The 21,438-nt window shown below is 38.3% G+C and carries 21 protein-coding genes; 10 read left to right on the plus strand and 11 right to left on the minus strand.

Translation table 11 applies throughout. The features are described 5' to 3' along the window. Positions 1 to 74 precede the first annotated feature (74 nt). Both RYH73_RS22055 and RYH73_RS22060 read right to left on the minus strand, forming a co-directional pair. Positions 75 to 1,976 (minus strand): AMP-dependent synthetase/ligase, encoded by a 1,902-nt coding sequence (locus tag RYH73_RS22055; RefSeq protein ID WP_335315654.1) that lies wholly within the window; start codon positions 1,974 to 1,976, stop codon positions 75 to 77. Between the two features lie 187 nt (positions 1,977 to 2,163). Next, entirely contained in the window at positions 2,164 to 2,670 is a 507-nt protein-coding gene (locus RYH73_RS22060; protein ID WP_335315655.1) for a hypothetical protein, read from the minus strand. A gap of 133 nt (positions 2,671 to 2,803) precedes the next feature. On the opposite strand from RYH73_RS22060, the gene RYH73_RS22065 reads away from it, so the two are divergent. Beyond that, on the plus strand, positions 2,804 to 3,667 hold the full coding sequence (locus RYH73_RS22065) for an alpha/beta hydrolase (protein ID WP_335315656.1): 864 nt from the start codon (positions 2,804 to 2,806) through the stop codon (positions 3,665 to 3,667). Here RYH73_RS22065 and RYH73_RS22070 read toward each other — a convergent pair. Continuing rightward, entirely contained in the window at positions 3,662 to 5,149 is a 1,488-nt protein-coding gene (locus RYH73_RS22070) for an aminotransferase-like domain-containing protein (protein WP_335315657.1), read from the minus strand. The genes RYH73_RS22065 and RYH73_RS22070 overlap by 6 nt on opposite strands. A 123-nt stretch (positions 5,150 to 5,272) precedes the next feature. Between RYH73_RS22070 and bioB the strand changes: the two genes are divergently transcribed. Together bioB and RYH73_RS22080 are read left to right on the plus strand one after the other, a co-directional pair. Beyond that, complete coding sequence (gene bioB, locus RYH73_RS22075; protein WP_335315658.1) at positions 5,273 to 6,250, plus strand: biotin synthase BioB; 978 nt, start codon at positions 5,273 to 5,275, stop codon at positions 6,248 to 6,250. 187 nt (positions 6,251 to 6,437) lie between these two features. Further along, positions 6,438 to 7,001, plus strand: a complete 564-nt coding sequence (locus RYH73_RS22080) for a helix-turn-helix domain-containing protein (protein ID WP_335315659.1) — start codon at positions 6,438 to 6,440, stop codon at positions 6,999 to 7,001. Positions 7,002 to 7,126: 125 nt separating this feature from the next. Here RYH73_RS22080 and RYH73_RS22085 read toward each other — a convergent pair whose 3' ends face one another. Continuing rightward, positions 7,127 to 7,390 (minus strand): hypothetical protein, encoded by a 264-nt coding sequence (locus tag RYH73_RS22085; RefSeq protein ID WP_335315660.1) that lies wholly within the window; start codon positions 7,388 to 7,390, stop codon positions 7,127 to 7,129. Between the two features lie 136 nt (positions 7,391 to 7,526). Here RYH73_RS22085 and RYH73_RS22090 point away from each other — a divergent pair, with 136 nt between their 5' ends. Further along, on the plus strand, positions 7,527 to 8,282 hold the full coding sequence (locus RYH73_RS22090) for an EcsC family protein (RefSeq protein WP_335315661.1): 756 nt from the start codon (positions 7,527 to 7,529) through the stop codon (positions 8,280 to 8,282). A 259-nt stretch (positions 8,283 to 8,541) separates the two neighbouring features. Here the strand turns inward: RYH73_RS22090 and surE are convergent, their stop codons facing one another. Continuing rightward, positions 8,542 to 9,294 carry a 5'/3'-nucleotidase SurE gene (gene surE / locus RYH73_RS22095; protein ID WP_335315662.1) on the minus strand — a complete coding sequence of 251 codons (753 nt, stop codon included), beginning with the start codon at positions 9,292 to 9,294 and terminating at the stop codon, positions 8,542 to 8,544. 81 nt (positions 9,295 to 9,375) lie between these two features. On the opposite strand from surE, the gene RYH73_RS22100 reads away from it, so the two are divergent. Further along, on the plus strand, positions 9,376 to 10,272 hold the full coding sequence (locus RYH73_RS22100) for a diacylglycerol/lipid kinase family protein (RefSeq protein ID WP_335315663.1): 897 nt from the start codon (positions 9,376 to 9,378) through the stop codon (positions 10,270 to 10,272). Between the two features lie 6 nt (positions 10,273 to 10,278). On the opposite strand, the gene RYH73_RS22105 is transcribed toward RYH73_RS22100, so the two are convergent. Further along, positions 10,279 to 10,557, minus strand: coding sequence for a hypothetical protein (locus RYH73_RS22105; protein ID WP_335315664.1), 279 nt, complete (start codon positions 10,555 to 10,557; stop codon positions 10,279 to 10,281). 316 nt (positions 10,558 to 10,873) lie between these two features. Between RYH73_RS22105 and RYH73_RS22110 the strand changes: the two genes are divergently transcribed. Next, positions 10,874 to 11,788: a helix-turn-helix transcriptional regulator gene (locus RYH73_RS22110; protein WP_335315665.1), complete on the plus strand. Its 915-nt coding sequence runs from the start codon at positions 10,874 to 10,876 to the stop codon at positions 11,786 to 11,788. A gap of 8 nt (positions 11,789 to 11,796) precedes the next feature. On the opposite strand, the gene RYH73_RS22115 is transcribed toward RYH73_RS22110, so the two are convergent. The 4 genes from RYH73_RS22115 to RYH73_RS22130 all read right to left on the minus strand — a co-directional run bounded on the left by RYH73_RS22115 (position 11,797) and on the right by RYH73_RS22130 (position 15,061). Then, positions 11,797 to 12,924, minus strand: coding sequence for a lipid II:glycine glycyltransferase FemX (locus RYH73_RS22115; protein WP_335315666.1), 1,128 nt, complete (start codon positions 12,922 to 12,924; stop codon positions 11,797 to 11,799). Continuing rightward, positions 12,924 to 13,763: a CvfB family protein gene (locus RYH73_RS22120; RefSeq protein WP_335315667.1), complete on the minus strand. Its 840-nt coding sequence runs from the start codon at positions 13,761 to 13,763 to the stop codon at positions 12,924 to 12,926. Before RYH73_RS22120 ends, RYH73_RS22115 begins: the two co-directional genes overlap by 1 nt. A 132-nt stretch (positions 13,764 to 13,895) precedes the next feature. Continuing rightward, on the minus strand, positions 13,896 to 14,723 hold the full coding sequence (locus RYH73_RS22125; protein WP_335315668.1) for an SMP-30/gluconolactonase/LRE family protein: 828 nt from the start codon (positions 14,721 to 14,723) through the stop codon (positions 13,896 to 13,898). Between the two features lie 62 nt (positions 14,724 to 14,785). Continuing rightward, positions 14,786 to 15,061, minus strand: coding sequence for a SelT/SelW/SelH family protein (locus RYH73_RS22130; RefSeq protein WP_335315669.1), 276 nt, complete (start codon positions 15,059 to 15,061; stop codon positions 14,786 to 14,788). A gap of 350 nt (positions 15,062 to 15,411) precedes the next feature. On the opposite strand from RYH73_RS22130, the gene RYH73_RS22135 reads away from it, so the two are divergent. Genes RYH73_RS22135 through RYH73_RS22145 form a run of 3 tightly spaced genes read left to right on the plus strand, consistent with a single transcriptional unit; the run spans position 15,412 to position 19,046 of the window. Continuing rightward, on the plus strand, positions 15,412 to 15,903 hold the full coding sequence (locus tag RYH73_RS22135) for a glucosaminidase domain-containing protein (RefSeq protein ID WP_335315670.1): 492 nt from the start codon (positions 15,412 to 15,414) through the stop codon (positions 15,901 to 15,903). Positions 15,904 to 15,919: 16 nt separating this feature from the next. Continuing rightward, positions 15,920 to 17,386: a hypothetical protein gene (locus RYH73_RS22140; protein ID WP_335315671.1), complete on the plus strand. Its 1,467-nt coding sequence runs from the start codon at positions 15,920 to 15,922 to the stop codon at positions 17,384 to 17,386. Beyond that, positions 17,373 to 19,046 carry an MBOAT family O-acyltransferase gene (locus tag RYH73_RS22145; RefSeq protein WP_335315672.1) on the plus strand — a complete coding sequence of 558 codons (1,674 nt, stop codon included), beginning with the start codon at positions 17,373 to 17,375 and terminating at the stop codon, positions 19,044 to 19,046. The genes RYH73_RS22140 and RYH73_RS22145 overlap by 14 nt, the downstream gene beginning before the upstream one ends. Here the strand turns inward: RYH73_RS22145 and RYH73_RS22150 are convergent. Further along, entirely contained in the window at positions 19,027 to 20,340 is a 1,314-nt protein-coding gene (locus RYH73_RS22150; RefSeq protein ID WP_335315673.1) for a GDSL-type esterase/lipase family protein, read from the minus strand. The genes RYH73_RS22145 and RYH73_RS22150 overlap by 20 nt on opposite strands. A gap of 244 nt (positions 20,341 to 20,584) precedes the next feature. Between RYH73_RS22150 and RYH73_RS22155 the strand changes: the two genes are divergently transcribed. After that, positions 20,585 to 21,412 (plus strand): energy transducer TonB, encoded by an 828-nt coding sequence (locus tag RYH73_RS22155; protein WP_335315674.1) that lies wholly within the window; start codon positions 20,585 to 20,587, stop codon positions 21,410 to 21,412. Positions 21,413 to 21,438: the final 26 nt, after the last annotated feature.

Here is a 21,438-nt window from a genome sequence, read left to right on the forward strand (position 1 = left end):
ACTTTTATTTTATCAGAAAGATTAGCTTATATATGAATATTTCCAAGGCTTAGTAGAAGGGGGATAATAACAATTTAGTTGACCTGATAAAGCTCATCAATACTTTTGGCGTATATTTTTTCGATAACTTTTCGCTTCGCTTTCAATGTAGGTGTAAGTTCGCCTGCATCAATACTAAATGGGGTTCTCTTCACTTTAAATGTCCGAATGCGTTCAAATTTAGCTAGTTCATTGGATAATCGTTTAATGTCTTGTTCTATCCAATCTATAATAGCGATATCTTCTATGAATGAATTCTCCTGATTAAAGAAGCTGTCACGCAGGTTAAAAGTTTCTTTCAGCAACTCTTGATTCGGAACGATAAGAGCAGTTAGGTATTCTCTGTTGTCGCCAATTAGAAAAATTTGTTCTATTCGCTTACTTTTTAAATATGTATTCTCGACGGGCGTGGGGTATACGTTTTTTCCGTAGGCATTGACGATCATATTTTTTAGTCGATCCGTGATTTTTAAGTTGCCCTTATAAAACTTGCCAATATCGCCGGTATGAAACCATCCCTCATCATCGATAACATGTTTAGTTTCTTCCGGTTTGTTCCAATAACCTTTCATAATGCAATGACCACGGATAATGATTTCACCTTCCTCCGTCTCTAGATTTGGATCAAAACTATCATGACTTTGTATGGTGTGTATCTTTAAACTTTCGATATCCTGGATCGCTATTTCCATTCCTGGTAGCACTCGCCCGACTGTGCCGTAAACTTGTCTGTGAAATTCTGTAACAGCTACTACCGGCGAAGTTTCCGTAAGACCATAGCCTTCTAAAATTTTGATGCCTATATTTCCAAAAAATTCACCCACGTTTTGTGGTAACGCTCCGCCGCCGGAAATCATAAATTTTAATCTTCCGCCCGTTTTTTCCTTTATTTTGTTAAATACAAGTCTTTCCGCCAAGCCATATTGTGTTGTTAACAACGGGCCCGGTTTTTTTCCAAGCTCTTTTTTTTCCCGATATTGCTTGCCTGTACGTAGTGCCCATTTAAAAACAGAAGCTTTAAAACCACCGCTTTGTGTACCATTTTTAATTGCTTTATCATGTATCTTTTCCAAGAGCCTCGGCACGGCACACATTACAGTAGGTTTTACTTCATACATATTTTTCGCTAATAGATCGATACTTTGAGCGTAGGCGATTTTTGCACCAAGTGCTAAGCACACGTGATAAGTTGCCGTACGTTCAAACACATGTGATAAGGGAAGAAATGATAGAAATGTATCAAACTGGTCCACTTCTAAAATTTGGTCCAGACAGGCTCGTACATTATTGGTGAGGTTGGCGTGCGTAAGCATCACCCCTTTTGGAGTGCCCGTTGTACCACTGGTATAAATTAAGGTTGATATGTCCGACATCAGGATACCTTCTCTCGCACTGGCAATCTCTTTTTCATAATCTAAGCGTAACAATGCGCCATCCTGAAGCACTTTGTTGAAGGGCACAACTCCTGCTTGGAGCGCCATGTTTTCGGTATATTTTTCATAGCCATCAAAGGTTGGTATGATGCGAATTAAAGCGGTGCAATTGTTAGCAATTTTAAGTACTTTCCTCAGCAAAAAAGGAGTGTTCACAATAATTGTGCGTGCTCCTGAGTCATTTAGAATATATTCAGTATCTGATTCGGGGAGGGTAGGATATATCGATACATTCACAACACCGATTTGCTGCAATCCCTGATCAAAGTAAACATAATCAGGTCCATTTTCAAGTAAAAGAGCGGCCCGATCGCCCTTTTTAAAGCCGATAGATAACAAGTAGGCAGATACTGCTTGGATATGATCTAGAGCGGTCCGATACGATATTTCTTTCCATCGATTATCTTCATGATGTATTAGAAAGGTCTGTGTGTCAGCGTGAATATGCTCTACAACATTTCGGAGCAGGCCCGGAACGGTCATATCTTTAGTGATCGGGTTCATGTATTATTCGATAATTGTGTCTAGACGAAATTTGCCTAAGTTTATAACAAGACGCAAACATAGATAAAATGCTCTTTATTTGCGAGACGGATAATAAAAAAATATACCTGTATTATCTCTATTTTTACAATAACCGATTGTAGATTCAGGTGATCAACTATTAGGAAACGGAATATAGCCTATCAGATTATTGTAAGGCAGAACAATCCGTTTTTTGATAAGAAATTGAAAATGCGGATTTGTCATCAGTGAATTGCCTTCCTGTTTCCTGATTTATACTAAACGGCTTTTGTTTAAGTTGATCATTCTGCAAAAGAAAGACGGTTCTTAGTGTATCTTGTGTTCCTTCCTGCGTAAAGCGCCAAACGACATCGAGGGTATCCCCTTGCTTTGTGCCGATAAGCGTGCCTGTTCTGCGGTCCTTTTCAAAGGGTATCCAACTATATTTCCCGGTCACTTTGTTATCTAAAATAGATAAACTAATAAAAGTCGAGTCTTTAGACGACACGTCTGCTAATCCTAAGAAGCAGCCTTCGGTAGTAACATGCGTAGTATCTACACCCGTTGTATCGCTACGAAAACTACTGTCAGCCCAATTGGCGTGCTTTTTACTCTCAGTTGTTTGGTTACATGCCGAAAAAAAGAAACTGATGGAAATAAGGCTTAAAGAAAGTTTGGTAATAAATGTCTTCATAAATCTATATTGAAATTTCTAAATAAAGATAAAAAATGCCTTTGATATGTTAATACGATAATTGTCTTTTGTTTGACCTTCAGATTACAGGTACTAATCGGTAAAGCGTATCTTTGTTATTAATAAGTAGACTATGAGGAAAGTTAAACAAATGGCCTCAGACATACAAGACTTGGTGAAAAAACAAGCATTTGATGAAGTTCGTCAGTATCTGTTTGATTATTTATTTTACTCACCAAAATTTCCTACACGCACAACGCAAGGGGATTTATTGGCAAGTGCCAGGCAGATTGAACTTTCCGTTTTTGATTTATATTTCGATCATAAAGAGCTCTTGTTCAATGTGTTTTCTTGGGGGTATGGTGAAGAAATAATCTTGCTTACGCATGGTTGGGCTTCTAAAGCTGCTGATTTTTATTATTTAATTGAGCGCCTTTTATCGAATCCACGTTATACGGTGATAGCTTTTGACGCTCCAGGTAATGGTTCTTCAGCCGGTAGATTGACCAATCTCTTATTATATGTTGAAAGTATACACCAAATAGTTGTACATTTTGGAACTCCAAGGATTTTAATTGGTCACTCATTGGGTGCCATGGCTAATATTGTCGCTTATGAGGGGCTGGTTCTGAAACCGACTATGCTGATTAGTTTGGCTCCGCTGATTGATCTTGAAAATTATTTTATGGCGCAAATGGAGATGGTACATGTGCCAATTGATGTGCAGGCCGAATTTTTTAGCGATTTCAAGAAGGCATTTAATATTGAAGTAAATTATTTCAACTTAAATAAGCTTTATGATTATGTCTGTGAAAACCATTGGCTTTTTTACGATCGGCATGATGAGATTTCACCGTTTGATTTAATGCGAGACTTTTTGCACAAACATAGCGATATTAAAGCTAAAGCTTATGATGGGATAGGTCATCACCAGGTGATTAGAAGTGAGCGTTCGGTGGACGATGTATTGGCGCTCATAAATAAAGGGGCACTATAAGGATTCCTCCACCGATTGTTTGAGAATGTGGATCGCTTCCGTTAGTTCCACGGTGGTGAGATCTCCAAAGCCCAATCGCATGGCCGTTGTTAGTTCATTCTGATAAAGTAGGGTTTGTGGCAAATGGAGACCATATTTCGCACAATTTCTACTAATTCGCATTAAATTCAACTCCTTATTCCATAGGGACCATAATGCGAGGCCTCCTGGTGGAGCCTTGAAGGAGGCATACTCGCTTAAGTTGTCTTTTAATAAAATAGAAAAATGGGTAGCACGTTGCTCATAAACTTTAATTGCTTTTTTTAAATGTCTGTGAATTTCTCCCTCTGTTAGTAACTCACCTAAAGCTTGTTCCATTAACATATCACTTTGCCGATCAACAATTCGTCTAAAACGTCCGATTTCTTCAATTAAATTTTGAGGTGCAATGATGTAACCGGTCCTCAAACCAGGGGCTAGTGTTTTGCAGAAAGAACCTACGTACACAACCATACCATGACCGTCGGCGCTGGCGAGGGGTAATACCGGACTACCTGTATAATGAAAATCGTAATCATAATCATCTTCCAGAATGATAAATCCGTATTTACTGGCTAAATTGAGTAGCTCAATTCGTCGCTCAGCACTTAAAGTAACCGTAGTTGGGTAATGATGGTGCGGTGTAATGTAAACCATTCGTATCTTTCTCTTTTCGCAAAGTTCACGGATCGCGGTTACCGATATACCCTGATAGTCCACAGGGACGGCCTCTAGTTTAGCGCCCGCCTGTTGAAAGATCATATTAGCAATGTAATAACTTAGGTTTCCCACAACTACGCAGTCACCAGCGCTAATAAGCACACTGGAGGTTAAATATATCCCCATATGTATGCCCCGCGTGGTTAAGATGTTTTCTTTTTTAATGGGAAGTCCGCGTGAATTGTTGAGGTAAAAAGACAAACTATCACGATAATATTCATTGCCTTCTAAATGAGAATATCGTAAATGCCTTACACTTGTCTTTCTTCTTAAGACGCCCCCGTAAATTTTAGCCAAACGGTCCAAAGGTGCTATCCGCGTGTCCGGTAAACCGTCACTAAAGGCTAAATGACAATTCGGGTTTGAGCTGGGTCGATCCAGCAAGATATGTTGTTTAAATAGAAAGCCGGTCTTTTTTGGATAACTGGCTAAATAATCATGATCATACTTTATAGGATCAGGGAGGTCGCTGTTAAGGCGGTTCCGAATAAAAGTGCCTTTATTCGGAACAACATGTGTCCAACCTTGGGTATATAGTTCGTCGTAAGCCGAGATAATGGTCTTTCTATGTACACCTAGTTCTTCACTTAGAGAACGACTTCCAGGTAATTGCGTATCAGTTATTAAAACACCACGTTGAATGGCATTGATAAGTTGTCGTGCAATTTGCAGGTACACAGGTGTACTCCCTTGCTTGTTCAGTATGATGAGACTTTTGAATGGAATTTTAACCGGACTACTCATGAAGTTAAAACTGGACTATATATGTCATCCGGCAAGATACTACTTTTGACGAAAATTCATTCAGTCGCGGAGACTCTATGGGAAAAAATATCCTAACACTAGTTAATAAATGAGTAAGATAAGATGAGTAAACAAAATAAAATTCGCAATGACTGGTCATTTGAGGAAGTCAGCAACATTTATAATATGGACATATTAAGCTTAACCTACGAAGCAGCACATATTCATCGCAAGTGGCATAATCCTGCTGCCGTTCAGGTTTGTACCTTATTGTCAATAAAAACCGGTGGTTGTCCGGAAGACTGCGCATATTGTGGACAAGCCGCCAGATATCATACAGACATCAAGGTTAAACCACTTATGGATATAGATGAGGTAATAGCTTGTGCAAAAAGAGCGAAAGAGGCTGGTTCCACTCGTTTTTGTATGGCGGCAGCATGGCGGGAAGTACGCGATAACCGTGATTTTGATCGCGTATTGAAGATGGTTAAAGAAGTTAACGCCTTGGGCTTGGAAGTTTGTTGTACGCTGGGTATGTTGACGTCCGATCAAGCAAAGCGTTTACAGGAAGCCGGTTTGTTTGCCTATAATCACAATCTTGACTCTTCTTCGGATTATTATCAGGAAATTATCAGTACCCGTGATTTTGATGATCGACTGGATACACTTGAATGTGTTCGGCGAGCAGGTATATCCATTTGCTGTGGAGGGATTATCGGTTTAGGAGAATCAGATGAGGACAGAATAGCCATGCTTCACCAATTGGCTACTATGCCCAATCATCCGGAATCGGTGCCAATTAATGCCTTGGCTCGTGTGAAAGGAACGCCACTGGCTAATTTACCAAAAGTGCATGTATGGGAAATGATACGGATGATTGCAACGGCTCGTATCCTAATGCCAAAAGCAATGGTACGACTTAGTGCAGGGCGATCAGAAATGTCTACTATAGAGCAAGCATGGTGCTTTTTAATCGGCGCTAATTCTATTTTTACAAGCGAAAGTGAAGAATTATTGGTAACACCAAACCCAAAATTGGCGGAAGATAACGCGATGTTTAAGTTACTGGGACTTCATGCACTTCCATTAAAGGACAATTAAAGGTTTCGGGAGATAAATTTATGAACGAGCTTTCTTAAACCATTATTTGCGTTATTAACATAGACATGATTAGTAGAAGGCTTGAGCCGATATAAAAGATTTAAAAAATTATATGAGATCTTCTTCATTTCTTTACCGAACTTTGGTAGTCATTGAAATTGCCCAAAAAAGATAAGAATTGTTGAATATGAAATTATTCGTGAAAAACATGGTGTGTAATCGATGTGTGATCGTAGTAAAGCAAATTTTCGAAAATATGAACCTTTGTGTGTCATCCGTGAGTTTAGGCGAGGTTGAATTAGAAAAGCAATTGTCCAAAGAACAGTTTCAAATTTTGGAGGATAGGCTGACAGCGGTGGGATTTGAGTTGTTGGATAATAAGCGACATAAATTAATTGAAAAGGTTAAAACCGTATTAATTGAACGAATTCATAATGTGAATGAGATTAATATGAAAGTGAATTTTTCATCTTTTCTCCAAGAACAATTGGCGATCGATTATAATTACCTCAGTACCTTGTTTTCACAGACCGAGGGCCTTACAATTGAACAATTTATTATTTTACAACGCATTGAACGGGCGAAGGAATTATTGGTGTACAATGAACTTACATTGAGTGAGATTGCCTATAAGTTAGGTTACAGCAGCGTACAACATCTTTCTACGCAATTCAAAAAGACTACCGGGCTAACACCATCTCATTTTAAACAAATTAAGGAGCAACGAAGAAAACCCCTCGATAAGCTGTAAGTATTAAGAATGTAAAGTAAGACAATTGGAAAGTTGATCTACAGCTAAATAAATTTTACGCGCAACCGCACTAGCGGATACCCAACAGGGTCCTCACAGATTATATAAGCGCTCGAACGGTTCGGTTATAAGGCCGAAGATAAGTCTTCATCGGGCAATATGACGATTCCTTCAAGGCTTAACTCATCTTCGTGTAATAGCAAATCTTCTATTGCTAATACATTATCTTCATGCATAGGAGCTTCCTGTGCATTGCCTTTTAACTCTTCAACAGGGTAATTTGAAATAGCAAAAACCTGGGTGTTATTCCTCTTAGCTTTTGGTATCAATGCGGTATACCCATTGAGTTTCAGTCTTCTAAGTAAGTCTACGCTAAGTAACTGTTCCATAATCGGTTTTTTTTAAAAATCTCCATATTCACCAGCTATCAACAGCCTTCATCCTTTTTTACAATATGAAATTCATGAAGGTTTTTGTTATATTAACCTCTGAAAAGATAAAAAGTTTGATCAAATACGTGAAACGATGTTGAATACTTACGAAGAGAAAGTTTATGGAGAGATGGAGGGGTGGAAACGTCGCATGTTAAAAGATCCATCGGTAAGCAATTTATTTGCAAAGAGAATCCAGACTAAGATGAATGCGCTTATCCCCGAAAAGATTCATTACCTGATAACGCTGACTATTGAGAAAATGGTGAAGGCCGTGCTGTTCGGTTCAAAATACACGAGTCTTGCTGTAAAGCGGGAGCGTTCATTACAGTTACGAGAAGCTTATGTGAGAAGAATAGGTAGGCATTATAAAAATGCAGCGACAATTGAAGGGGCGGTAACGGGAGCGGGAGGTATTTTAATGGGGCTTGCCGATTTCCCTGCTTTTCTGACAATTAAAATTAAGTTATTGTTTGAGATCGCCACTCTCTATGGTTTCGACGTAAAGGATTATAAAGAAAGATTATTTATTTTGTACATATTCAAAATCGCTTTCTGTAGCCAACAAAAGCGAAAAGAAGTTTTAATCAGCATGGAAAACTGGTCTGCATTCGTGCAAAGACTTCCGTCAGATGTCGATCACTTTGATTGGCGGGATTTTCAGCAGGAATACAGAGACTATATTGATTTGGCAAAAATGGCACAATTGATTCCTGTGATAGGGGCTGTTGTGGGAGCAGTTGCTAACAACAAACTAACAGAACAACTAACAATAGCAGCCATGAACAGTTATCGAATGCGCTATTTTGAGCAATTGAAGCGATTAGAGCAGGGGGGATCTGACAATTAAGCTTTGCTGCGCATTAAGTAAGCAACAAGGCCAACTACAACAACACCTAAAGCAGACTCCGTTGAATGGAAGAACATAAGGTATAGCAGCAGCGTCACTCCTAACAGAAAACAAATGAACAACATGCCTCGCTTTACTCCCATACTTATTGCCACTATGAGTGCTAATAAATAGATGGGAGCTGCAATCCAAAAAATAACCATAAACCAAAACTAAACGATTGAGGTAAATTTATTGTTAATGCTGGATTAATAAATATTTAGGAAGACGCTAACACTTCCCAGGGATAGGTCTTCTCTAATTCCTGCAGTTTAACTTCATCTGTCAAATCAAGTCTTAATGGAGTAACAGATATATAGCTGTTTTCAACAGCCCAACGATCTGTACCCTTTTCTGCCGGTTCTAAAGGAGTGACGGTAAACCAATAATGCTTTCTACCTAATGGATCCGTCCCAGGAATAATCGTGCCATCGTAAAGCCGTACCGACTGTTTTGTCCAGGCGATTCCTTTGGGGTGATTCGGAAAATTAACATTGTAGAGACTTGGACCTGTTCGTTTTAATAATTGCGCAAGCACCTGCTGTACATAGGGAGCCAATAAATCAAAATCAGGCTCTGATTTACCTACCGGTGTACTTAAAGCAATGCCTTTAATCCCCAGTAAAACAGCTTGTTTTGCTGCTGCCAAAGTGCCGGAATGCCACATTGAATTCCCTAAATTGGTTCCCATATTAATTCCGGATAATACTACATCAATATGGTGATATAAATGCGTTCCAAGCGCCACACAATCGGCCGGCGTTCCATTAACTCGATAGGCATTAATCCCCGGAAATTCTATGGGAGATTTTTTATAAGAAAGTGGTCTTGAATGTGTTACGGCGTGCCCCATAGAGGATTGCTCCACATCAGGCGCTACTACCGTTACTTCTCCAAAATTGCTTGCGATTTTAGCCAGGGCTGCAATGCCTGGACTATATATTCCATCATCGTTCGTTACTAATATCCTCATAATTACTCCTCTTATCCTAATTAGCAAACATCTGCGATCCTTTTATGTTTTTAAAACGTGCTATTGATGCATCCATACTGTATGAAAGAAACCATATTAATCTTGCATAATCCAAAGGCTGGAGACAAAGATCACCAAAAAAATGAATTGGTTCATACGATAAGAGAGGCAGGATACAACTGCATCTATAACTCGATTCGTCAAAAAAAATGGCAACAAATTGATGGGTCTGTTGATATCATTCTAATTGTTGGCGGAGATGGAACTGTTCGTAAAGTGGCGGGTATTTTACTGAAAAGAACGTTATTGGAAAAAAGACTATTATTGAGCCTTTTGCCAATGGGGACAGCTAACAACGTAGCGTTAACATTGAAAAGTCCGGACAATTTAAGAACTTTGTTAAGGCACTGGAAAAAAAGAAACACAAAAAAAGTAGATGTAGGATTCATTGATCTTCATGGTGAGGAAAATTTTTTCCTAGAAAGTTTTGGTATTGGTTTATTCCCAAAATTAATGCGTGAGATGGAAAAAATTAAAACAAATAACCTGGAAAACAAGGAAGACGAAATTAGCTTAGCTTTACATACACTTTTGGCGATTAATTTAACTTACGACGCAAAAGAGGCCACTATTTCTGTTGATGGAGAAAAAATAAACGATAAATTTTTGTTGATCGAAGTTCTTAATATTTGTTCGATAGGGCCTAATTTAAGGCTAGCTCCCAAAGCAAACTTAAAAGACGGCTTATTCGAAGTAGCTTTATTAAAAGAAAATCAACGGGAGGCCTTTGGCGAATACATAAAGGGCCTAGCGCTTGGAAGAACAACCAGGAGCCCATGGACTATCGTTAAGGGCAAGGATATTCAAATACAATCTGAGGAGCGATGGATTCATATTGACGATGAAAATATTCAATTAAAGCATAGTGCAAAGCTCTCGATCGATGTTCGCCGGCAAGTATTGGACTTTCTGGTATAGTTCACATTAAATAAGTGTTTCGCAGGTAAATCGTTTGATTTTGAACATTTTTAAAACATCCCCGATAATGTCTCGCGTGTATTCAATTCTGAATACCTTATCGGTGTCGTCAAGATCAAAATGAAAGTTCCCTTCAGGGAATTGTTTTTTTAGAAGTTTGATCAAATGTTCTGCATCCTTTTTGTTGGACACGTCGGTTTTAAATACGGAAATTAAATGGTGAGGCTTGGTCGCTGAAGGAAGATTGATAACGGGTTTAAATTTTCCTAGAGTCAATGCTTTCATTATAAAATATTGTTAAATGGAATGCCCTTCACTTTTTAGTCAGAACCGAAATAAGATATGAAAAACAGCATTTCGGTCTATTTTACTTTACTTTTTCAAAAGTGCGCGAAATAACTTTGGAGAACCCTTCTTAAATGGATTTTTATCCCTCCGAAACGGATTTATTATTTGAATTTGAAGATGAAAATGATTTCCATTTAGCAATTGTAGTTTCTCCTTATCCCAATGTATTGGATTTCAAATTAAATTTTTTTAAGTTTGAGTGTATCTTCAGGTAATCGGTTCTCCCTTTACAGGTCCCTTGAGATACTTTTTTATGAAAGACACAGCAATACAGTCTCCTTTATCGCTAAAAGATAGTTATTTGGATGCCGAAGAGTTTGCGGAAAATATGCTATTTACAGAAGACGGGATCGATATTTTTTCTATCAAGGGCTTAAAAAGCATGGAACTTACATTTCGAGATTGCCATGAGGACCCTAGTCTCAATATGTATTTTTCGCTTCAAGGGATCTCCTCGGCTAAACCGCTTTCTTCGGGACAGGAATATTACGTGGAAACGAATCAGCATATTTTGGGTTATATGCCCAATTTTGAGGGAGATTACTCGTTACGCGGAAATCGAGTGGAAACCTTTGGGATCTGTATGCAAGAATCATATTTCCAACGATTAGTCGCGACTGATTTACCTTGTTTGGAACGTTTTTGGAACGAGGTGCATGCGGGAAGGGAAGCCGACATATCCCGTGTTCCCATGCCTATAACCAGACAACAGCGTGCGGTAATTAGTGAAGTTTTAGACTGTCCATATTCAGGTCAAATGCGAAAACTTTATTTAGAGTCGAAGGTAACTGAATTGTTTTTTTTACAGGCACAGCAGGCGGAATCAATGCCAGAGGATCGTTACCTGTCGATTAAACCAGCTGACATAGAACGTTTGCATGCAGTAAAACTGTTTGTTCAGAAACATTTGTTTGAGCCCTTGACTTTAAAGCAGATATCTCGTGAAATTGGATTGAATGACTTTAAGCTAAAAAAGGGATTCAAACAACTCTTTGGGTGTACCGTCTTTGAGTATTTGACTCAATGCAGAATGGAATATGCAAGACAGATATTAATGGATACGCGTAGCACGATTACCGAAGTTGCCTACACTTTGGGGTATACTGATCCCTATAACTTCAGTAAAGCGTTTAGACGATATTTTGGTTATCTCCCGAGCCAGCTATAAAACATTGGTTAAAGATGGTATCCCTGGCTGTTCATTTCTGCGATTCTAAATAGCGTATATCTTTCTTGTTTCAAAGGATAATCCCAGCAACCCATCCGATGGTGTAGGTTGCCGCCGAAACCTGATTTGAATTTGAACAAACCATACATAGGATGGGAGGGGTCCGGACGGGGTGAAACACCAAAGAAATCATATTCTTCGCAACCTTTATTTCGCGCAATTTGCATTGCTTTCCACTGCAAGGCATAGGTGGCCATGTAATTACGTTTGATAGATGAGGATGCACCGTATAAATAAGTCCCCCGTTTATTGCTAATCACTAAAAACATGGCAGCTAAAGGCGTATCATCTACTTCTGCAATTAATAATTGAACTTCAGCAGGGGAGTTCGTATGTGCTGCTCTCGCGCGTAAAACCGAGCGAAAATATTCTATACTATTAAGATGAATGTTGTTTCTGAATGCAGTTTCTCGATATAAGGCATACCATAGGTCAAGTTTATCTAAACCCACTTCGCGAATATGTACACCTTTTCGTATCGACAAATTAATATTGTAGCGGGTCTTTGGCTTCATGGATGACAATAAAGTTGTTGGCTCTTTTTTGAGATCCAAAAAGATGGTATTGGATGGTAAGATGTCAGAATTCGACTTTTTTAGATTCCAATGTTGGGTACTGATGTTTAGCCTAAATTCCTGATATTTTTTTTCCGGGGGGCCGTTCCAGTTACCCTGATTGTCAAAATGTTCCGGGTCCGTCGCCCAGGGCGAATGCCAAGCAAGATCATAACGGATTGTAATACAGTTCTTGGGAAGATAGGGGCGTAATGATTCCGAAAACTCTTCCAAAAACCTTCCTTGATTTTCTTCATGAGGCTCTATTTCCGGTCCGTACGGAATATAAGCAATTGTATATTCATTGTCGACAGGTTGGAGTAAAATAAGCACATCCGTTTCAATATAATTTGATTTTTCGTTCGATGAATTGTTGAAAATGGAAGGTTTACTCACCTTGAAGTTGATGGCCAGACTTTTTATTCCCTGTTGTTGTTTAACTTCTGACCAAAATGCTGTTTGTTGAATGATTGAGGTTTTAAAAACGTGTTTTATTTCTTTTTTTTCCAGTCCAGATATCATTATTGTTTAATTTCTCGTATTTCCTCATCGTCGATTTCAATGAGCCGCTCTTTGTAAAGAGCACCAATTGCTTTTTTAAAGGTTTTTTTACTGATTTTAAGTATTTTATAAATTTCTTCGGGTGTGCTTTTATCGCCTAAAGGGATGCGACCACTTCGCTTTTTTAGCAACTCAACAATCATCTCACGACTATTAAGGACATGTTTATAACCTAAAGGTTGTAAAGACAAATCTATTTTACCGTCAGGATATATCTTTTTAATCCATCCTTTTCGTTTGTTTCCGATGCGAAGATTCTCGAATACTTCATTTGCATACAGTAAGCCTATATTTCGGTCGTTTATAATGGCATTATATCCTAAGTCAGTTTCTTCCGCGATAATCAGCTCTACTTCATCTCCAACTTCTACATTTATGTTATCTCTATCAATATACTTATTCAGTTTTGAAGAACCGACCATATGTTGGTTCAAGGGATCCAAATAGATATGAACAAGATAACTTTTGCCCTTGATCATGGGCCATCTTTGCTCTTTTTTTGGAACGAAGAGATCTTTCTCAATACCCAGATCCATAAAAACACCATTAGTAGCTTCGGCTACCGTCTTTAATAAAGCATAATCACCCACTTCTGCATAAGGTTTCCTGGTTGTTGAGGTTAATGACCCTTGCTTACTGGTGTATACAAATACACTGATCTCTTCTGCGTCCTTGGGAATTGGAGACGAAACGTTTGTATGGGGTAAAATTACCCTATTCGATTCGTCGTCTGAAAGCGTATATTGTGCATTGTCGGAGTATACAATTTTAAGGGTATTTAGTTTTCCAACCTTGATCATGTTCCAATTCTTTAGCGATTAAATCGCAAAGGTACTAATTTTAGATTAAGGCTGCGAGCTTATATGTTTAGTTAAGCAGCAGTGTCAGCACTGCTGCTAAAAACGGTTAATTTATCTTTTACCTTATTCGGTTTATTGTACCTGATAAGCAATTACTTGATTCTTAAAAAAAGTAGGAAGATATAATAATCGCGATTCAGGGTCAAAACTGAAGTCCGCTGTATTCATCTTTTCGGCCCTGCTGTCTAGAAGTGTCGTTACCTTTCCATCTTTATTAATGTAATAGAGGACACCAATCCAAGCACTCACCAAGAAATTATCGCCATCTTTTTGCAAACCATCAGTGGATTTCTCCATACCGGTTGCAATTTTAGTGGCTATTTTGTTTTTGTCCAAATAGAACAGCGAGCCGCTGTCTAAAAAATACAACCCATTACCTACCGCCAAGAGACCGTTAGGATTAACCAAATTCGGCAGAAAAACCTCAACTTTACCCTGTTTGTAGCGATAGATTTTTCCGCCCTTTGAGTCGGATATAAGTACATCTCCTGCTGGGTCTACTGTAACATCGTTTAGCATACCCACCTCTGGTACCGTTATTTTCTCTATTATTTTTTTATTTGGTATATCGATAATCACCAATTCTTTTAAATCAGCAACATAAAGTTTGTCCTCATATTCCCCTAAACCTTTGGGCGCGTTGAGCCCGGTGATCCAATCTTTGTTTATAATCTTTCCCTGCCGGTCTATTTGTGCTATGGCACCATTTCCATCGGCGATGGTGTGATCGCCGGGACCTATTAAGCTTACATAAAGCGTACGCTGATCCTGTCCAATTAAAACAGATTCGGGAACATCTAGGTGATCCGTTTGCCACAGCTTCTTTAGCGTAGGCTGAGCTAACAAATAAGAACTGCTTAGTAAAAAAAGACAGGTAAGGCTATACAAAGTTTTTATCATCACAATTTTGTTATTGGTAATCACTCAACAAACTTAAAGAAATTTAGCAAGAACTTCACGAATCAACGATCCGAATGCCCTAAGTTTTTGCTTGGATTTACAGTATCTCTAATAATTTGTTTGAGAGACTTTACTTCAGGGAAGCCACCAGCTCGCTTACGATCGAAAATCTGCTGCTCATCAATGTATATTGTATACCTTCCATTAACGTCGCTAGGCTTGAGAAGTACACCCTCCAAATCTTCGGTGAACGTAGCAAGAATTTCTTGTGCCATATAAGCTGCTCGTAGAAGCCATCCACATTTTGGGCAATATTCGATGATTATCCTTGGTTTCATATCTTTTTTTCTTCACTGAATCGTTTGTCGATCTAAAATGAATATATTTCAAACTAGGTTTCCGTGTTCTTTAGGAGATTTTTTCGAACGAATATAATAAAATCTTAAAAACGGAGTTAATGATATGATTAGTGTTTAACAGGTAATTTTTTGTTTATTTTTTATGTAGCTTATAATCAGCCTGTTACCTTATTTGTGTTTCAAAAGAAAAATTAAACACTTATTTTCGCACAATCTCTGAGAAAGGTAACTGAATTGGAGTGGAATGTTCTTACTAGCGGGGGGTAATGCAAGACTATATAGTCGCATTGTAAATGTAAAGAACGATTGTGTATTCTTAAAATAGAAATATGATAGGAAAAAACATTCGAACAATACGTTCAGTCGGATCTAGAGTTTTATTTCTGGCACTTTTTTACTTGGGTTGTGTAAATATAAGTTTTGCGCAAACAAAATATATAAACAATCATAAAACGATAGCAGATTCGCTGTCAAAAGCCTATGGAATACCTTCTTCAGTAATTTTAGGTATAGCTATCCTTGAATCCGGAAACGGGCAGAGTAGAAATTCTAAATTATTGCATAATCATTTTGGTATTGTTGGTTCCAATAAATTAAAGGAAACCCACGGTATCAAAAGTAGATATAAGCAATATACCTCAACAATGGGATCTTTTATACACTTTTGTAAGTTGATCTCGGGCAAGTATTTCTACAATCGCCTAAAAGGTACGGACGATGCCACGAAGTGGGTCGATGCTATAAGTAAAGCGGGATATTCCACCCATCCACAAACATGGAAAGCGCGAATTCTAAAGACCATCTCAAGATATAACTTATGATATATTAGATATCTTTATGAATGCTAATAAACGTGTCTTTCTGTTTATTTCCTTTAGCCTACTTCTATATCTAGCATTTTCATATATCAATATTGCCTATCGGAAGAAATGGGAACCTTTTGACCGTATCAATTTAATTTCCGATGTGGTTGTAAGATTGCAGGAAAAAAAAGCATTAGGAGAAGACACTTACCTCGCTGAAAATCCCACTAAGAAACAAAATAACGGTCAAGAGAAGATCGATTCGCTTACTGTCCGTTCAACGAATACAACCGATACTGCACCTCTTCCTACAATCGACAGCACGAAGGCAAAAACAACAACGTTTTCAGAAGCACTTCCACTCAGTCTCAATCAATCAACTATTCTCTCCTTTAATACCGATTCACAAGATGTTGTTTTAGCGAGATTTATAAAAAAACTCATTGCGCTAAAAAACGGCAAGAAGACAAAGGTGAGAATTGCCTACTTGGGTGATAGTATGATCGAAGGCGATCTATTATCTCAAACATTGAGAACTTTGTTACAACAGTTTTACGGTGGAAATGGTGTTGGATTTGTTCCAATAGCATCTCAAGTTGCTCAATTTAGACGTACGGCCATAGTATCCTCGTCCGCTAACTGGAAAGACCTTAACTTTAAAAATACCAATAAACAAGATTTGTTTATTTCAGGTCATGTATTTTTTTCATCGGGCAATGATTGGGTTAAGGTCAGAGATAACACCAGTAAGGATACGACTACCGTGTTGGGTAAATACCTCTTATATGGGGCTCCAACAGATAGCTCATCAGTGACTGTTAATAAAAAGGAGCTGATGTTGGAAGAGAAATTACTTTTTAATCGTACACTCATCTCCCATAATAAGGATAAGTCCATTACCGTTTTTTCAGCCGATAAGGGCCTTCCTTTGTTTGGTTTGAGCTTTGAGTCAGACCACGGTGTGATTGTAGACAATTTTTCATTTAGAGGGATTTCAGGTCTGGAGTTAGGAAAGATCAATTCAAACTTGCTAAAGGAAATTAACGAGCAAAACCCGTATGACCTGATCATTTTTCAATACGGTGTAAATGTTTTATATAAGCCGAATGACACGAATTTCAGCTGGTATAAGCGCGCGGCAATTCCAGTTGTTAATAAGTTAAAATCATGTTTTTCAAAGGCTGATGTCCTTATCGTTGGGACCGGTGATCGTGCTTTCAGATACCCTGAAGGTTATCAGTCTGCAATTGGTATTGAGTCGCTTATCAAGGAACAAGCGCAGCTTGCTAAGCAGACAGATTGCGCTTTCTTTAGTTTGTATGCAGCTATGGGAGGCAAGAATTCCATGGTGAGCTGGGCTACGCAAAATCCTAGCCTTGCAAATAAAGACTATGTGCATCCCAATGCTTTGGGGTCAAGGTTATTAGCAAAGCATCTATTTGAAGCCATTAATAAGCAAGTAAAGAAATCTGAAAAAACGAGCTTTCATGAAACTGAGTAGTATGGATTGGAAATTAGCGCCCATTGAAATTGATTTTTCGGCATTGGCAAAATTACTTCTTTATGATCCAAAGAATCCCTTGCTTTTTAATAATGGATTTTTCGTTTTTTTCTTTGCACTATTTATTATACTCTATTATATATTTAGAAACCACTTTGCTATTCGTCGTTATATTTTTTGTAGTTTTTCCCTCTATTTTTTTTACAAAGCAAGTGGTTATTTTGTCAGTTTAGTCATCATATCAGCTATCGTCAATTACTGGCTTTCGCATGCGATATACAAGCGCCGAAGTCGCCAATATCGTCTTTCCTTACTAATTGGTTGCGTTTTTTTCAATTTAGGTCTACTCTTTTATTTTAAGTATACCAACTTTTTTTTATCCATTAGCAATCAATTCTTTCATACGGGTTTTAGTACATTGAATATCCTGTTACCTATTGGGATCTCGTTCTATACATTTGAAAATCTTAGCTATAATATTGATGTTTATCGGAGAGATTTTAAACCGGCAAAGAAATTTAGCGAATATCTGTTGTTTTTATCTTTCTTCCCAAAATTGATGATGGGACCTATAGTACGAGCGCATGATTTTGTGCCTCAAATTAATAAGCCCTATTTCTTACGTGATGAAGATTTTGCTAAAGGTTTCTATCTGATCATTTCAGGTTTAATAAAAAAATTGATTATTTCGGACTATATCACACTGAATTTTGTCGATTACGTTTTTGACGACCCTTCACGATACACCGGACTGGAAAATCTCTTTGCAGTTTATGGATATGCGATCGTTATCTATTGCGATTTTAGTGGCTATAGTGACATTGCTATTGGAATAGCCAAGTGGCTTGGCTTTCGTATTCCGCCTAATTTTTTATCGCCTTATCAAAGTAAAGATATAACGGAGTTTTGGAGAAGGTGGCATATCTCACTCTCATCTTGGCTGCGCGACTATTTATACATTCCTTTAGGTGGCAATAGAAGGAGCTCGTTGAGCTCATGCTTATTCTGTCTATTATTCTTTATTGCCATATTTTTTGGCAGTAAACACCTCTTAGATTTCAATAACCAATACGCTGGTATCTTATGTATTGGTATTTTCATTGTACTGCTGATCCCGGGTTTAATAAAACGGAAAATGTCTGGTGTAGCGGCTAATATGAACCTGTTGACCACCATGTTGTTGGGTGGCTTTTGGCATGGAGCCAGCTTTAACTTTTTGATTTGGGGCGCTTTACATGGTTTGGCATTAGCTTTACATAAAATTTGGATGCTAATTACAGGGAAATGGATGGACGGTTTAAAGAATACGTGGTTTTACCAAACGTTAACGGTATTACTTACCTTTCACTTCGTATGCTTTTGTTGGATATTCTTTAAAGCTCCTGATTATAATACGTCAATAGTCATGATTTCAAAGATTGCCAATGAACTTAGCTTAGATGTTTGGCAAGGCTTCTATGCCAATTATAAAACTGTTTTGGCGATGATGTTGCTGGCCTTAAGTATCCATTTCATCCCTGATTATTTTGCTGATGAGGTGGTAGAAAGTTTTGGCCCCATATCGCTGATAACCTATATTGTGGTTTTCTTCTGCTTTTTAATACTGTACGGAATCTTCAAATCAGCAGAACCGGTAATGCCTATCTATTTGCAGTTTTAGTGGCTAATTCGGGTAAGGGAATTCCTGTTGGGTTCGAAAGAAATTCATTGTAACCTTTGGCCAAAGCGTCAAATAGTAAGGCACCTTGCATACTATAGGCTTTTTGCTGATAGTGAATTTTATCGGCTTGCAATAGCTTGTTTTTCAGCCATGCCAGTGCTGAACCTGAACCTCCTGTAATGTCAAATAAATCCCAGATTGGAATACCCATTTTATTACAATAAAATTTTAAAGACAGATTCAGTCTTTCGATCATCGGATTGCTGCGGCCATTTTTAAATGACTCTGCTGTAGTTGTGATCAGAATGGATGCTTTTGGGTCAATAGTTTGTATCTTAGCAACCATTTCCGCTACTTGGTTAATGTATATTTCTTCCGTCATTCCATTATAAAAGGCTTCATTGGTTCCCATCGATAGGATATACAAATCAGCATTCAATGCAGGAAGCTGCTTCCAGAATAAGGGTTCCTTATTGTATTGCTCGTAACGTGCACCATTTACGCCAATGGTATGAAATAATACACCTGGATTGTTCCGTTTCTCTAATGAAGCTCCAAAAAAACTGGGAGCTGAGGCTAAGGGACTTATATTGAACCCGGTAGCGAAATCTTTCAATGAAATTTCCTTCGTTTCGACCCCATCAGAAGTAGATTGATTCACGGTATAAGTATTCACGTCATTGCCTATGGCACGAACATTCCATGATCCTTGGCCAACGAATAATTTAATGTAATCGAAAGATTGTTGCCGTGCCTGTAAATCGGGTTTTAGCGATAATTTAATCAAGCCCTGGCCATGTACTTTTCTTAAACCGAAGCCCGATATACCACTCACAGATGGCGCACGTTGATAGCTTATTTTACTGGGTAACCACCGAGTAGAAGTTGAACTACTAATGTCTAAAGGACCATTGGTACGAGCAACTTGGTACGGAAATACTAAACCTCTTCCGGCATCCCCAAAAAAATCCTGAAGCCCCGCTCGCACCTCTCGCGAAATGATGTCAGGTTGAATATGTGAATCGCCAATCTGCACTACATTGACACGATGCCTTTGACCAGCTCTCAACGCTACCAATTTTTGATAAAATGAAGATAAACCTTCAACATTCGCAATGGTATCCTTTGCCTGATTGATAAAGTTAAAGGATTCATTGTATCGTTGGGAAGCTAATCTTTCTGAAACTAAACGGTGAATTGAGGGGGTTGATATCTTATCCGCTTTTGGCTGGTTTATTGTTTCGATTGCTCCTGCCGAAATCGATAAAAGATATAAAAGTAATATATAGTTCATTGATGCTGCTTCTTGTCTTTTCTTTTCACTATACCTTAAACGTCATCATTCGTTCTTTTGGTATGCGCCCCAAACAAATGCAAAAAGAGTTTTTATTAAAATTTCGACAAAGGTAAAAAAAATAATAAATATAACCTATTGATATTCAGTCATGAATGTTTTTGTGCGATAAAATAGTATGGAAAATAGGCCTGATGCTAATCTTATGGATAAATACAAGTTGTTGAATTTAATTTCTCAAGCTATGTTAAATCCTAAATTAAGTATTCTGACGAGCGCCTGGTTGGATCTTGTCTTTGAGGGTAGAAATAAGTTATATGGTGCTTATGTAATTCGTAAAAATGCACCACGAGATTTATCAAAAGCTCTTTTCCTTGGTGTTTCATTTTTTTTAATAGTAATTGGCTTTATTATAGGTATCGCTCACCTTCGAAAAGAAACTGCTAATGAATTGATTTCGGGCGATAATGACCTGATTTTACAGGAAGTGCCTATTGAAAAGAAGGAAGAGCCGGTACCTGTGTTGCCAAGAGAAACGCAGCAACGTTCACATACCGACCAGGTAAAAATGCCGGCACCTAAAGTCGTTCCATATACTGAAGTTGTAGACGAGCCTCCCACCTTAGAGCTGTTAAAAAAGGCTAATCCCGGACCTTCCACGATTGCTGGAGACCCAACGGCTCCAATTGCCATTGAAACAAAAGTAGGCGTGATCGACGAAATGACTACGGTGACGGAAGGAGGTAAAACGCAAGATATTTTTGTCAACGTAGAGGTAAACCCGACATTTCCCGGTGGATTGAAAGCATTTATGGAGTACATCGCAAAAAACTATAAATTTCCGGAAGAAGCAAAAATACAGGGTATAAACGGAAAATTATTTTTGAGCTTCATTGTGGAAAAAGATGGTTCACTTACCGCTATTGAGATTATAAAAGATTTAGGATTTGGTACTGGGCAAGAGGCTATTAGGCTGTTGCAACAAGCTCCAAAGTGGAAACCGGGAATTCAAAATGGAAGACCTGTGCGTGTTCGATATCAACTACCAATCGCCTTACAGGTACGGGAGTAGTCGAATCGTTGGGTAGTGGAGTGGTT

Source organism: Olivibacter sp. CPCC 100613 (genome assembly GCF_036959255.1).
GTDB lineage: Bacteria > Bacteroidota > Bacteroidia > Sphingobacteriales > Sphingobacteriaceae > Olivibacter.